Genomic DNA, 13,104 nt, shown 5'->3' on the forward strand with positions numbered 1-13,104 from the left:
CGCCCGGTTGGGTGGATACCGAGGCGGTGGCGCGTCCGTTTGCGGCCGAGGGACGTGGGCGGATCGAGGCGAACATTCCGTTGCAGCGGGTGGCGAGTCCCGCCGATATCGCGGGTCCGGTGCTCTTCCTCTCGAGTTCGCTCGCGCGTCATGTCACCGGTGAGATTCTGAACGTGAACGGCGGGAGCGTACTCTGCGGGTAACCCCCGCTCCTTCGCCGGCGCTTCGCCCACCGGGGCAGGTCATCGAAATCGCTCGCACATTGCAGGACGCGGGGTTCGAGGCCTGGTGCGTCGGCGGAGCCGTGCGCGATGCGTTGCTGGGTTTGGCGCACCTCGATTGGGATCTCGCCACATCGGCCACTCCACAGGAGGTGCGCAAGCTGTTTCGTCGCACGATCCCGGTGGGCATCGAGTTCGGCACGGTGGGTGTGCTCGATCGAGACGGGCGCATGCACGAAGTCACCACCTTCCGTCACGATGTGAAAACCGACGGGCGTCACGCGGTGGTGCAGTTCGGGGCCTCGCTCGACGAGGACCTGGCCCGTCGGGACTTCACGATCAACGCGATCGCGTACGATCCCATCGCGCGCCGCCTGCACGATCCCTTCGCGGGGCAAGTGGATCTCGCGCGCGGGATCGTGCGGGCGGTCGGTGACGCCGAGGCGCGCATGCGTGAAGATCGACTGCGTGCCTTGCGCGCCATCCGGTTCGCCGCGCGCCTTGAGTTCACCATCGAGGCCGCGACGTGGGTGGCCATCGTCGGCAGTGCGCCGCATCTCACGCGACTGTCGCCTGAGCGGGTGAAGCAGGAGCTGGACAAGACGATGGAGCAGGTGCGGTATCCGTCCACGGCGCTCGAACGCTGGCGCACATCTGGTGCCTTCGCGTCGCTGGTGCCTGCACTCGCCTCGGTTCCGGACGAGGTGTTGAAGGCGGTCGATGCCCTCCCGATGCCCGGACCGCCCACGCGACCACTTCGACGGGTGCTGCGTTTTGCGGCGTTGCTGAGTGGGTGCGGGGCGAAGGCGGCGGAGCGTACGCTCCGTGACCTCCGCGCCTCGAACCAGGAGATCGCTGTCGTCACCTCCCTGGTGGACCGCTGGGCGCAGCACGGCCAATCGTGTGGGGATATGTTGGCCTCCGGCGTGCTGCCGCCGGCACCGGAGCTGCGGCGGCTCGCAGCGTCGGTGGGACGTCTTCGAGTTACCGCATTCGTGCGCCTGGCCGCCGCGCGATGGCACAGCGGGAGTCGCGTCATTGCGCCGGCACTCGTCAGACGTTTGCATCGGACGCTCATCGCCACCGCCTTTCGCGATCCCATCGAGATCGCCGATCTCGCCGTGGACGGGGATGATCTCCGGCGGGCGGGCATCGCGGCTGGGCCGGCACTCGGGCGCATGTTGGCGCACTTGCTGGAGTGGGTCATCGCCGATCCGACGCGAAATCAGCGTGACGCCCTGTTGGCAATTGCCACGGCCGAGTGGCACGAAACGCGTGATGCCCGCATCGATGACGTGCGTCGTGAACGAGGAATGAACGGGTGACCTTCGCACCCTCGGACACCCAGCGGTTCCGCGCCAGCGCTGATTGGTTCCTGGTGCAGCGGGCGACCGGTCTCGTCACGGCGCGGGTCAGTGCCACGGCGGAGCGCGTGGTTGATCTCTGTCACGCGCTCTCGGCGCACCTCGCACCGGCCGTCGACGTACACATGGCTGATGTCCGCACCGGTCGTCAGTGGGGCGGAGCCTTCTGTGCGCTGCCGGATGTTCGTGAGGCGATCGCACGGTTGCGTCTGGTGCTCGCCGCCCAAGGCGGTGTTGAGCTGTCGGTGTATACCGAGAGTGACCAACTCACGGTAACGCCGGAAATGCAACTCGTGATCTACGCGAGAACGGATCGGTGGGCCGTCCTGCTCGATGGCATGGGAATCGGAGAGCGCACCACGACGCCCGAGCCGACATGGATTCCCTCTCGCTCTACGCTCCGCCCCGATGCGCCGCTCGAGCAGGCGTTGCAGTCCGCCGCGGAGCGAATGGGCATTGCGGAGATCACCACGTGAGCCGCACGAGCCATTCGGGAAACGCCCCGGGCACGTCGTTGTTTGCGGCGGCGAACAAGGCCGAGCCGCTCGCGGCGCGCATGCGCCCGGAGCGTCTCGAAGACGTGGTGGGGCAGCAGCACCTGCTGGGCGCGGGGAAGCCACTGGGCGATGCGATACGCAACGGCACGGTGGGCAGTGTGCTTCTCACCGGTCCAAGCGGCACCGGCAAGACCACCATTGCGAGCCTCATCGGGCGCTACACCTCGCAGACCGTGGTCGTGCTCAACGCCGTGACCGACGGCATTCCCCGCCTGCGCGAAATCGTGATGGAGGCGGAGCGACGGCTCGACCACGAGGGCCGGCGGACGCTGGTCGTGGTCGATGAGATTCACCGCTGGGCGAAGTCGCAGCAGGACGCGCTGCTCCCGCATGTGGAGAGCGGCGTGATTTCGCTGTGTGGCGCCACGACCGAGGTCCCCGCGTTCGCGGTGGTCGGCGCGCTTCTTTCGCGCTGTCGTGTGTATGCCCTGCGGCCGCTCGCCGTTGACGATGTCGCGCAGGTGATCACGCGGGCGCTGCACGACCACAGCAAGGGGTTGGGTGGGCGTGGGCTTATGGCCTCGCTCGAGACCACACACTGGTTGGCCGAACAGTGCGACGGTGATGCACGTCGTGCCCTCGGGGCGTTGGAAGCCGTGGCGACCACACTTGGCGATGGGGCGGCGATATCGGTCGATGCGCTGTCGGCCGCACTCGGGGTGCGCGTGGTCGCGTACGACCGCGTCGATGTCGATCGGAACGCCGTACTGTCGGCCTTCCACAAGTCGTGTCGCGGATCAGATCCGCACGCGGCGCTCTATTGGCTCGCGCGCGCGCTGCTCGCCGGAGAGGACCCACAGATTTTTCTCCGGCGTCTGGCGGCGATTGCCACCGAGGATATCGGCCTGGCCGATCCGGATGCCCTACACGTCGTCATGACGGCGTGGGAGGCCTTTCGCCGGCTGGGGCCCGCGGAAGGTGAGCGTGCGGTCGCGCAGGCCGCGGTATACTGCGCGACGGCGCCGAAATCGAATCGGCTGTATCTGGCGTGGAAGGACGCGCGTGATGCCGCACAGCACACGCCGTCGCTCCCCGTACCGGCGCATCTCCTCAACTCGGAAATGCATCTCCGCGCCGACGAGGCACGACGGGTGCCATATCAGTATCCGCACGATTTTCCTGGCGCATTCGTCGCCCAGGCCTATCAGCCGGATGAACTGCAGGGGCGTACATACTACAGGCCCGGGCCATTCGGTGAAGAGAAGCGCATTGCGCAGCGACTGGCGTGGTGGGCGGAGCGAGGGGGGCCACCGCTTGAAGGCGACCCGCCATCGACGGTGTGAGCATCGGGAACTCGACCGCGATCCGCCGGTAGGACGTGGCAGGCCGCGGTCGCCGGGCACCTTTCGAGGCGTCCGATCATGTTGACCTTCCGAGGGAGTTGGTAATGCAGAGCATGTCGAACACGGAGCCTGGTACTGCACGATGGCGCCGGTCGCTGCGGTGGATGGCCTTGGGCGCGCTGGTCATGAGCGGCGCCAGTTGTGCGGCGCTCGGGCGTACCACGTTCAAAGAACCCGATGTGGAGTTGCGGGAGTTCGCCATCACGGGGCTGGGGTTGACCGGCGGCAGCGTCGATGTGGTGCTCTCGGTGTACAATCCGAACGGCTACAAGCTCGACGCGCTCAAGATGACCTATCGGGTCGATGTCGACTCCATCAAGCTCGGTGAAGGGGCGCTCGACGGCCGGTTCATCGTTCCCCAGAAGGATTCTTCGATAGTCCGGCTGCCAATTCGGTTCACCTACGCGGGCCTCGGCGCCGCCGGTCGTGCCCTCGTCATGTCCGGGACGGTGAACTATCGGGTGCGCGGCGATTTCACCGTCGGCACCCCGCTGGGGAATTTCACGCGTCCGTTCGATCGCCGGGGTCGCTACTCGTCTGTGGCGGGCAACGGCAAGTAGATTTCCCCTGTCATTCAACGCCGGTACGGTTTTATCAGTCGCGAGCCGATCAATCTCACGCCGCCCGTCGAACGGGCCATCCTCGTCAGTGCGCCATTCAAGCGCAGCTCGGCGAAACACTACGTCGACGAACACCTCGAGGAACTGGCGCGTCTGGCCGACACGGCCGGCGCGCAGGTGGTGGGAACGCTCACGCAGCAGCTCGATCGTCCGCACCCGGGTACTTATCTCGGCAGTGGCAAGGTCGAGGAGCTCAAGCTTCGCATTCAGGAGCTCGGTGCGACGCTCGTCATCTTCGACGATGAGCTCACACCGGCGCAGGGCAAGAACATCGAGCAGGTCGTGCGCACGCGCGTGATGGACCGCGCGGAGCTCATTCTCGACATCTTTGCCACCCGGGCGCGTTCGAGTGAAGCCCGCATGCAGGTGGAGCTCGCACAGCTCGAGTATCTGCTACCGCGCCTCACGCGCATGTGGACGCACCTCGAGAAGATGCGTGGTGGTATTGGTATGCGTGGTCCCGGCGAAACGCAGTTGGAAACGGACCGTCGCCTCATTCAGCATCGCATCCGCATTCTCAAGGAGCGACTGGCCGATGTCGAGCGGGCCCGGGAGATCCAGCGCCAGGGGCGGCACACCCATTTCCGTGTGGCCCTCGTCGGATACACCAACGCGGGCAAGTCCTCCGTGCTGCGCAATCTCGCGAACGATCGCGACGTGTTCGTCGAAGATCGCCTGTTCGCCACGCTTGATCCGCTCACGCGTGAGGTCGAAGTCGGCGATGGGTACACGGTGCTGCTGACCGATACGGTCGGGTTCATCCGCAAGCTGCCTCACCACCTCGTGGCTTCGTTCCGCGCCACGCTTGCCGAGGCGCGCGAAGCCGATCTGCTGCTGCATGTCATCGACTCGAGTCATCCCGCCTGGGAGGAACAGCGCGATGTCGTGGACGGCGTACTGAACGATTTGGGGTTGTCGGAACGTCCGCTCACCTATGTGATGAACAAGATGGACGCCGTTCCTGAGGACGAAGCGGCGGCCGTGCGCGAACGGGTGGCCAACCTGATGCCCAATTCGCTGTTCGTCTCGGCGCTCGCTCAGGGTGGGCTCGATGCGCTCAAGGCGTCGTTGCTCAGCAGCCTGCGAACGCAGCGTCCGGTGCTGGAGGTGCAGATCCCAGCGGCAAACGGCAGGCTCATCGCTGAAGTCCATCGCGACGGTGAGGTGCTCGATCAACGCGTGGACGACGATGTGCTCGTGCTCAAGGCGCGACTCGATGAACGAACGATCGGCCGACTGCGGCAGGCGGGCGCGCGGGTAAAGGTGGTGCAGGGGGGCACGCGTCCCCATGCCTCATCGCGGAACGGTGCTGTGGTGCCGCTCCCCTGATACGCAGTACCGCAAAAACAAAAGGCCGGACGTCCGTGAGGACATCCGGCCTTTTGCAGTGGGCGCGCAGGGACTCGAACCCCGGACCTCTGCTGTGTGAAAGCAGCGCTCTAACCAGCTGAGCTACGCGCCCGCATCCGCCACAAATACTGCATGTGAGGAGCGGATCGAAAACGTAACGGGATGGCTCAGGTGTGGGAAGCCCCTCCACCTCGTTTCCCTCAAAAAGGACCGCCCCGGCGGTGGGCGCCGGGGCGGAATGGTCCGGGTGGGACTTGAACCCACGATCGATCGATTATGAGTCGACTGCTTTAACCGACTAAGCTACCGGACCCCAACAGCTGCAAGCGTGTGTGTATTCTCTGATGGCGGCGCCGCGTGCGCCAGTCCTGTCCCGTCAGTGTTCGCCGCGTAGCTCACTCAGGTGCGCGTCGAAGGCCTCGAGTACCTCCGCGGGCGACACGGTGGCGGCGCCCAGCTTGCCCACTTCCACACCGGCCGCGTAGTTGGCGATCACGGCGGCCTCCAGGGGCGTCGCGCCCGCAGCGAGCATGGTCGCGAGATACGCCGTCACCGTGTCGCCCGCACCGACCACGTCATAGACCTCGCGCGCCGTGGTCGGCACCCGGTGGACCACCCCGTCGGACGAGACGAGTGCCATGCCCCGTTCGCCCAGCGTGAGGAGCAGATTATCCACGCCTAGCCGGGCAAACGTCTCGGGGAGCGCGGCCGGATGGTCGAGATCGACCGCCGCCCCGAGGGCACTTTCGAGCTCCCGACGATTGGGCTTGAACACCGTGGCCCCACGATACGCGAAGAAATTGCGGAACTTGGGATCGACCACGATCGGCAGCTTCCGTCCGCCCGCCAGCGCGATGGCGCCCTCGATCACTGCGGGGACGAGCACGCCCTTGTTGTAATCCTCGAAGACGAGGGCGGTGGCGTGCGGGAGCGCCTGCGTGATGGTATGAAGCACCCGCTCGATGTCCGACGCCGAGAGGTCCGCATCGTCCTCCTCGTCGAAACGCACCAGCTGCTGCGATCTCGCCATCACGCGCGTCTTGGTGGTCGTGGGCCGGTCCACCGTGACGAGCGACCGGGATTGCATGCCCCCGGTATCCAGCCGATCACGCAGCGTGGCACCGGCCACGTCATCGCCCACCACCGCCACGAGGTCACAGCCGGCGCCCATCGCCGCCACGTTCTGCGCCACGTTCGCCGCCCCACCCAAGGCCAGCTTCCGGTCACGCACTCGCACCACGGGCACCGGGGCCTCTGGTGAAATGCGATCGACATCGCCGCGCAGGTAGACGTCGAGCATGGCATCACCCACGATCACCACGTGCTGCTCGCGCGCTGCGGCCAGGAGCGCCTCGAGCCGGGCGCGTTGAATGAATGGCGTCATGCGTGAAAGTTAAACGGTGTATAGCTTGGCCGTGATGATCTTCAGCCCCGTTTCCCCGCCATTACCGGCTCGATGAGCAACAACGTTACGGCGCGCCCACGGACCTCTCCCCTGCTGGTGCTCGCGCTTTCGCTCGTTGGCATCTCTCTCGCGGCGCCGCTCATCCGGCTGTCGGCGGCTGACCCGCTCGTCATCGCCACCTGGCGACTTGGGTTTTCCATGATCATCGTCGCGGCGGCGCTGGTCATCGGCGGGGGATGGCGTGAATGGCGTACCCTGGCGGCGAAAGACTATCTCTTCGCCCTCGGCGCCGGCGTGCTGCTCGCCATCCACTTCTGGTCGTGGAACGCGTCGTTGCGCTATACCAGCGTGGCGGCTTCGGTGGCGCTCGTGAATGTGCAGCCCGTCATCATTGCCATGGTCAGCGTGCTGTGGCTTCGCGAATCCCCGTCCCGTGTGCAGTGGATTGGCATCGCGCTCGCCGTGGTGGGCGCGCTGATCGTCGGGATGGCCGATGTGCCGGGTGGGTTGTCCGCCATTGGGCCGGCGTTGCTCGGGGAGGGTCAGTCCGGTTCGCGCGCCCTGTTCGGCGATCTTCTGGCCATGCTGGGGGCCGTGACGGCGGCCGGGTACTACCTGATTGGACGCCGCCTGCGACAGCATCTCGGGCTGTGGCCCTACGTGGCGCTCGTGTACGGCGCGGCGTTTGGCGTCTGCTTGCTGCTCACTCAATTCGCCGGCAAGCCGCTTGCCCCGCAACCGCCGCGGGAACTCGCCATCTTCGCCGGTCTTGCCCTTGGGCCGATGCTGCTGGGGCATACGGGCATGAATTGGGCGCTCGGCCACCTTCCCGCGTTCATCGTCAATCTCACGACCTTGGGCGAACCGATCGGGGCGACCATCCTGGCGGCGCTCCTGCCTGGCATCGCCGAGGTGCCCGGGGTGGGGACCATCGCTGGCGGCGCGCTGGTACTCGTTGGGGTCGTGCTGGCGGCACGGCGGAGTTGATCCGGCGGTTCCGCACGCCGCCCACGGCCCTGGCGGGTGTATCTTGCAAGGGTGTGGATTCCAGATTCTTTCGCAGAGGGTGCCGGTGGCGCCGCATCGGCTTCCCGGCTGGGTAACGGGTTCGGGCCCCCCTCCCGGACGCGATCACTCGACGTGGTGGTCACGCGCGGCGGGCTCGTAGAGTCCCGGCATCGGGTGCATGCGGCGGTGGTGTCGGCCGAAGGGGAATTGCTGGAATCGGCGCGCGACCCGGAATTGGCGGTCTGGTGGCGTTCCTGCGCCAAGCCGTTCCAAGTGATGCCCTTGCTGCGTAGCGGTGGCTTCGATGCCTTCGGATGGAACATCGAGGAGTTGGCGCTCGCCTGTGCGTCGCACGGCGGGGAGCCCGAGCATGTCGCCATCGCGTTGCGCATGTTGCAACGACTCGGGCTCGAGGAGGGGGATCTGGCGTGCGGACCGCACGAGCCTCTCGCGGCGCGCGGCGCTCGTCTGGTGCGCGATTCCGGCGTGCGGGCGACGCGGCTGCACAACAACTGCTCCGGGAAACACGCCGCGATGCTCGCGCGTGCGGTGCAGGTGGGGGCGCCGACCGCCGGCTACGAGCGTGCCGGACACCCTGTGCAGCGGGACTGCCTGCAGGCGGTGGCCCAATGGTGCGCGATGCACCCCGAGGCCATTGGGGTCGGCGTTGACGGCTGCGGTGTCTCGGTTTTCGCCATCCCGCTTGCCAACATGGCGCTGTCGTACGCCCGTCTGGTGCGTGCGGCTGCCGAGGGAGATTCGGCCAGCCGACGCGTGGTGAGCGCCATGACGTCGCAGCCGTTCCTGGTGGGCGGCACCGACCGCTTCGATACCCTGCTCATGGACGCGTGTGGTGGAAACGTGGTGTGCAAGATCGGCGCCGAAGGGGTGCACACCGTCGCGATCGTCGATCGCGGCATCGGTTTCGCCATCAAGGTTGAGGATGGGACCGCGCGTTCCCAGTATCCGGCGGTGCTGGCGCTGCTCGCCGCCTACGACGCCTTGCCTGATCCATTGCCCGACGCGCTGCGCGATCACGTGCAGCGGGGGGTGCGGAACACGCGCGGGGAGATGGTCGGTGCGGTGCTCGTGGCCAACGGGGACGTGGGCGACCGTCTCGAGATCGATGCATGAGCGGATCGTCCGGGGGCGGGTATGGTGCAGCGCGTACGAATGAACCAACGCGCGAAGATTCGGTGACGACGACACCGGGTAGCAGTGCTATGTTGACCGCGCTTGATGATGAGACGGCGGCGCTGGTCCACCTCGCCGCCATGCTCGCCGGTGGCAGTGAGGCGCAGGTGCGCGCGGCTCTTACGGCGGCACTGGGGACGGTGCGTTCGGTGTGGGTGGAGGAGGTCATTCTGCAGACCTACCTCTTCGCCGGGTTTCCGCGTGCGCTGAATTCCGCTCGCGAATGGCGTCGCATCACTGGGGAGAAGGGGCCGGATGTGGACGCGTTCGGTATCGACGACCCGATCGAGCGGCAGCAGAAGGGGGAAGCCACCTGCGCCGCCGTGTATGGTCGCTTCTACGAGCGACTGCGGGTGAACATCCACGAACTCCATCCGGCGCTCGATCGGTGGATGGTCGAAGAGGGGTATGGAAAGGTGTTGTCGCGCGCGCCGCTCGATCTTGCGCGACGGGAGTTGTGTGTGGTGGCCGCCTGTGCCATCGCCAAGCAGGATCGCCAGCTGCACTCGCATCTGCATGGTGCGCTGCATGCCGGAGCCAGCGAAGCCACCGTGACGGCCGCGCTCGCGGTCATCGCGCCGCTCCTCGAGCCCGACGATGTGCGTCGGTATCAGGGGCTGTGGGCACGCGTGCTCGGTAAGTGAACTCATATCCGACAGTCCAGGACGGCTCATGTTCGTCGATCGCGTACTCGTAAAGGTTGAAGCAGGCACCGGTGGCTCCGGGCAGACGTCCTTCCGTCGCGAGAAGTTCGTGCCCATGGGTGGGCCCGATGGCGGTGATGGCGGGCGCGGTGGAGACGTGCAGGTACGCGCCGACCGCAACCTCACCACACTGCTCGACTACACCTACCGGGATTCGTGGAAGGCGGAGCGAGGTCAGCACGGCGAGGGGTCCAATCGTACCGGCCGTTCCGGTGAGGATGTCGTGCTCCCCGTACCGCCCGGCACCATCGTGCGCGACTCCCGGACCCACGAGTTGATCGGCGAAGTCATGGAGCACGGCGATACCATCCTCGTCGCCAAGGGCGGGCGGGGAGGCAAGGGCAACGCGTTCTTCGTCACCGCGACGCACCAGTCGCCTCGCGAGTGGCAGCCCGGCGAAGAGGGCGAGATGCGAACGCTCGAGCTCGAGCTCAAGCTCATCGCTGATGTGGGGTTTGTGGGACAACCGAACGCCGGCAAGAGCACGCTGCTCTCGGTCATTTCGGCGGCGCGCCCCAAGATCGCCGACTATCCCTTCACCACCTTGTCGCCCAACCTTGGCGTGGTCCCGCTGAGTGACCACCGCTCGTTCGTGGTGGCGGACATTCCCGGCATCATCGAAGGCGCACACGAGGGCAAGGGCCTCGGTCTGCAGTTCCTGCGGCACATCGAGCGCACACGGTTGCTCGCGTTTCTCATCCCCATCGACGCGATGGACTGGCAAGCGGAGCTCGACCAGTTGCGGCATGAGATCGCGTCGTATTCCGAGGAGCTCGCCAAGAAGCCGTTCTGCGTGGTGTTCTCCAAGCTCGATCTACTCGGTGAGCATTACATCCCCGAGATCGATACGCGTGGCGCCTTCGGGGCTTACGCCATCAGCGCGGCAGGCCGCATGGGGCTCGACGTGATGCTCGATGGTTGGTGGCGCCGGTTGCTGGCCATGCGCGCTGAGGCGCTCAAGCCGGAACAGGATGCACAGCTTCTTCCGTGATGGTGCGCGCTGCCTGACGCCGGAGGAGACGGACTATCCGGCTCGGCTGCGTGACTTGAAGGCGGCGCCGCGCCATTTATGGGTGCGTGGCACTCTGGCGATCGGTGAACCACCGGTGGTCGCCATCGTCGGTACCCGCAAGGCGACGCCATACGGCGAGCGGGTGGCGCGAGCCATCGCCACCACGTGCGCTCGGCATGGCGTGTGTGTGGTGAGTGGGCTCGCGCGTGGTGTCGATGCGGTCGCGCATGAGGCAACGCTCGATGCTGGCGGGCGTACGGTGGCCGTGCTGGGTACGGGCATCGATCAATACTATCCGCGGCAGCATCGCGCCTTGCAGGAGCGCATCGCTCGCGACGGGCTCGTGATGAGTGAGTTCGGACCGGGCGATGCAGGGCACGCGGGCGCGTTTCCGCAGCGCAATCGTCTCATCGCCGCCTTGGCCGACGTGACCGTCGTCGTGGAAGCGCCCGAAAGCAGTGGGGCGCTCAACACGGCGCGGTACGCACGTGAGCTCGGGCGCACGCTGGCCGTGGTGCCCCACAACATCGACGCGCCCACCGGGCGCGGGTGTAACCTGCTGCTGCGCCACGAGCACGCGGAGCCGATTCTTGCACCAGACGACGTCCTGGCGCTGTTGCGGATGGCGGCCACGCCGACCGTAGGGCTGGCGCTAGACGGCGAGGCCGCGATCTGCTGGCACACACTGACGAATGGCGCCGACAGCGCGGCGGCCGTGGCGCGCGAGACTGGGCTGCCACTACGCCAAGTGTCTTCCGTCCTCGCCCTGCTCGAGATCGATGGGCTGGTCACGTTCGATGCAGCGGGCCGGGTGCATCCAGCCATCGGAGCCGGATGAACACGCGGCACGACAGGCGCGCACGATATCAGCATGTGTATCTGCACGTACCATTTTGCGCGCGCCGATGCAGTTACTGCGATTTCGCCATCGCGGTGCGTCGGGAGGTCCCCTGGCAGCAGTTCGCGCAGACGGTGTCGAGGGAGTGCGACATCCGTCAAGTTCGTGGTCACGTCGGGCCGCTGCGCACAGTGTATCTGGGTGGTGGCACTCCGTCGCGGCTCGGCATCAGCGGCGTCGCCGCGGTACTCGACGCGTTGCGCCGGCATGTCGAATGGGATGAGGCGTCCGAGGTGACACTGGAGGCCAATCCGGAGGATATCACCGTGGATGCCGTGCGGGCATGGCGTGAAGCGGGCGTGAATCGCCTCAGTATTGGCATCCAGAGTTTCGATGACTTGGTGTTGTCGTGGATGCATCGGGTGCACGATGCGGCAGGCGCGAGACGCGCGGTGGAGGCGGCGCGCGAGGCCGGCATGGACGCCTTCTCGCTTGATCTGATCTTCGCCACGCCGGATCGTCTGGCTCGCAATTGGGAGCAGGACCTCGCGCAGGTCGTGGCGCTGGCTCCCGATCATGTGTCGTTGTACGGTCTCACGGTGGAGCCGCACACGCCGCTCGGGCGGTGGCATGCACGTGGGCAGGAGCACGAGGCCGGCGAAGAGCGGTACGAACGGGAGTTTCTTCAGGCCCACGAGATGCTGCGGGCCGCGGGGTTCGAACACTATGAAGTGTCGAACTTCGCCCGCCCGGGAAAGCGGGCCCGGCACAACAGTGCTTATTGGAGCGGCGCGCCCTATCTCGGTCTTGGACCGTCCGCCCACGGCTTCGATGGCGACGCCCGTCGCTGGAACATCGAGGCCTTTGCGGCGTGGGAGCGTACGGTGGGCACCCTGACCGATCCTGTAGGCGGGGAGGAGTTCCTCACGCGTGAGAACCGGATCGCGGAGGGCGTGTATCTCGGGTTGCGTACGACGGACGGACTGCCCGTCGAAGAGGTGGAGCTCTCACGCCTGATGTTGTGGCAGGAGGCCGGCTGGATTCGTCTGGATCATCGGTCGGATGGCGTGCGCGCGGTGTGCACGGCACACGGCTGGCTGCGGCTGGATGCACTGGCCGCTGACTTGACAGCATTTCGAAGCGCCCGGTAGGCTTCGGCACATGGGACGTGAGATGTCGCACAGCGAGCTCTCCGAGCGGGAGCGGCAGGTACTCGAGGCGGTGATTCACAGCTACGTGGCTACGGCGGAACCCGCCGGATCACGCACGTTGTCGCGCCGTTTTGGTTTGGGGATCTCGCCGGCGACCATTCGCAACACGATGAGTGATCTGGAGGAGAAGGGATTTCTCTTCCATCCTCATACCTCGGCCGGTCGCATTCCCACCGACAAGGCCTATCGCACCTACGTGGATTCGCTCATGCGGGTCGATCCGCTCTCCGGTGCGGAGCGGCGGCGTCTCGAGGAAGATATCCAAGGTGGCGGTTCG

The 13,104-nt window shown here is 66.4% G+C and carries 13 protein-coding genes, 2 tRNA genes and 1 pseudogene; 13 read left to right on the forward strand and 3 right to left on the reverse strand.

What is annotated here, in order from left to right:
- The 6 genes from ACIQ6O_RS06240 to hflX form a co-directional block, all read left to right on the forward strand.
- Positions 1–203, forward strand: a 203-nt coding sequence (locus tag ACIQ6O_RS06240; protein ID WP_396206920.1) for an SDR family oxidoreductase, incomplete at its 5' end; no start/stop codon positions are given.
- 59 nt (positions 204–262) lie between these two features.
- The gene (locus tag ACIQ6O_RS06245) at positions 263–1,546 is read left to right on the forward strand and encodes a CCA tRNA nucleotidyltransferase (RefSeq protein ID WP_396206921.1); all 1,284 of its coding nucleotides are present in this window, start codon (positions 263–265) and stop codon (positions 1,544–1,546) included.
- Entirely contained in the window at positions 1,543–2,061 is a 519-nt protein-coding gene (locus ACIQ6O_RS06250) for a hypothetical protein (protein ID WP_396206922.1), read from the forward strand. Before ACIQ6O_RS06245 ends, ACIQ6O_RS06250 begins: the two co-directional genes overlap by 4 nt.
- Positions 2,058–3,425: a replication-associated recombination protein A gene (locus tag ACIQ6O_RS06255; protein ID WP_396206923.1), complete on the forward strand. Its 1,368-nt coding sequence runs from the start codon at positions 2,058–2,060 to the stop codon at positions 3,423–3,425. Before ACIQ6O_RS06250 ends, ACIQ6O_RS06255 begins: the two co-directional genes overlap by 4 nt.
- 113 nt (positions 3,426–3,538) lie before the next feature.
- A complete protein-coding gene (locus tag ACIQ6O_RS06260) occupies positions 3,539–4,045 on the forward strand; it encodes an LEA type 2 family protein (RefSeq protein ID WP_396206924.1) in 507 nt (168 codons plus the stop codon).
- 78 nt (positions 4,046–4,123) lie between these two features.
- Positions 4,124–5,434 carry a GTPase HflX gene (gene hflX, locus ACIQ6O_RS06265; RefSeq protein WP_396206932.1) on the forward strand — a complete coding sequence of 437 codons (1,311 nt, stop codon included), beginning with the start codon at positions 4,124–4,126 and terminating at the stop codon, positions 5,432–5,434.
- 59 nt (positions 5,435–5,493) lie between these two features.
- On the opposite strand, the gene ACIQ6O_RS06270 is transcribed toward hflX, so the two are convergent.
- The 3 genes from ACIQ6O_RS06270 to ACIQ6O_RS06280 form a co-directional block, all read right to left on the reverse strand.
- Positions 5,494–5,567: transfer RNA gene (locus ACIQ6O_RS06270), tRNA-Val, on the reverse strand.
- A gap of 127 nt (positions 5,568–5,694) precedes the next feature.
- A tRNA-Ile gene (locus tag ACIQ6O_RS06275) sits at positions 5,695–5,768 on the reverse strand.
- A 63-nt stretch (positions 5,769–5,831) separates the two neighbouring features.
- The gene (locus tag ACIQ6O_RS06280) at positions 5,832–6,839 is read right to left on the reverse strand and encodes a bifunctional heptose 7-phosphate kinase/heptose 1-phosphate adenyltransferase (RefSeq protein WP_396206925.1); all 1,008 of its coding nucleotides are present in this window, start codon (positions 6,837–6,839) and stop codon (positions 5,832–5,834) included.
- Positions 6,840–6,911: 72 nt separating this feature from the next.
- Between ACIQ6O_RS06280 and ACIQ6O_RS06285 the strand changes: the two genes are divergently transcribed.
- From ACIQ6O_RS06285 to ACIQ6O_RS06315, 7 genes and pseudogenes are all read left to right on the forward strand, one after another.
- The gene (locus tag ACIQ6O_RS06285) at positions 6,912–7,847 is read left to right on the forward strand and encodes a DMT family transporter (protein WP_396206926.1); all 936 of its coding nucleotides are present in this window, start codon (positions 6,912–6,914) and stop codon (positions 7,845–7,847) included.
- Positions 7,848–8,000: 153 nt separating this feature from the next.
- Complete coding sequence (locus tag ACIQ6O_RS06290) at positions 8,001–9,002, forward strand: asparaginase (protein WP_396206927.1); 1,002 nt, start codon at positions 8,001–8,003, stop codon at positions 9,000–9,002.
- Between the two features lie 89 nt (positions 9,003–9,091).
- Positions 9,092–9,706, forward strand: a complete 615-nt coding sequence (locus ACIQ6O_RS06295) for a carboxymuconolactone decarboxylase family protein (RefSeq protein ID WP_396206928.1) — start codon at positions 9,092–9,094, stop codon at positions 9,704–9,706.
- A 28-nt stretch (positions 9,707–9,734) separates the two neighbouring features.
- The gene (obgE, locus tag ACIQ6O_RS06300; protein WP_396206929.1) at positions 9,735–10,757 is read left to right on the forward strand and encodes a GTPase ObgE; all 1,023 of its coding nucleotides are present in this window, start codon (positions 9,735–9,737) and stop codon (positions 10,755–10,757) included.
- Positions 10,738–11,616: a DNA-processing protein DprA gene (gene dprA, locus ACIQ6O_RS06305; protein WP_396206930.1), complete on the forward strand. Its 879-nt coding sequence runs from the start codon at positions 10,738–10,740 to the stop codon at positions 11,614–11,616. Before obgE ends, dprA begins: the two co-directional genes overlap by 20 nt.
- Entirely contained in the window at positions 11,613–12,767 is a 1,155-nt protein-coding gene (hemW, locus tag ACIQ6O_RS06310) for a radical SAM family heme chaperone HemW (protein ID WP_396206931.1), read from the forward strand. The genes dprA and hemW overlap by 4 nt, the downstream gene beginning before the upstream one ends.
- Positions 12,768–12,789: 22 nt before the next feature.
- A pseudogene (locus ACIQ6O_RS06315) lies at positions 12,790–13,104 on the forward strand (heat-inducible transcriptional repressor HrcA); the annotation flags it as partial.

The organism is Gemmatimonas sp., assembly GCF_044345575.1.
Lineage (GTDB): Bacteria > Gemmatimonadota > Gemmatimonadetes > Gemmatimonadales > Gemmatimonadaceae > Gemmatimonas.

Bases quoted from the DNA above. Each gene is read 5' to 3' on its own strand.
- ACIQ6O_RS06285 (WP_396206926.1), top strand. From the start codon at position 6,912: ATGAGCAACAACGTTACGGCGCGCCCACGGACCTCTCCCCTGCTGGTG.
- ACIQ6O_RS06295 (WP_396206928.1), top strand. From the start codon at position 9,092: ATGTTGACCGCGCTTGATGATGAGACGGCGGCGCTGGTCCACCTCGCC.
- hemW (WP_396206931.1), top strand. From the start codon at position 11,613: ATGAACACGCGGCACGACAGGCGCGCACGATATCAGCATGTGTATCTG.
- ACIQ6O_RS06280 (WP_396206925.1), bottom strand. From the start codon at position 6,839: ATGACGCCATTCATTCAACGCGCCCGGCTCGAGGCGCTCCTGGCCGCA.
- dprA (WP_396206930.1), top strand. From the start codon at position 10,738: ATGCACAGCTTCTTCCGTGATGGTGCGCGCTGCCTGACGCCGGAGGAG.
- ACIQ6O_RS06260 (WP_396206924.1), top strand. From the start codon at position 3,539: ATGTCGAACACGGAGCCTGGTACTGCACGATGGCGCCGGTCGCTGCGG.
- obgE (WP_396206929.1), top strand. From the start codon at position 9,735: ATGTTCGTCGATCGCGTACTCGTAAAGGTTGAAGCAGGCACCGGTGGC.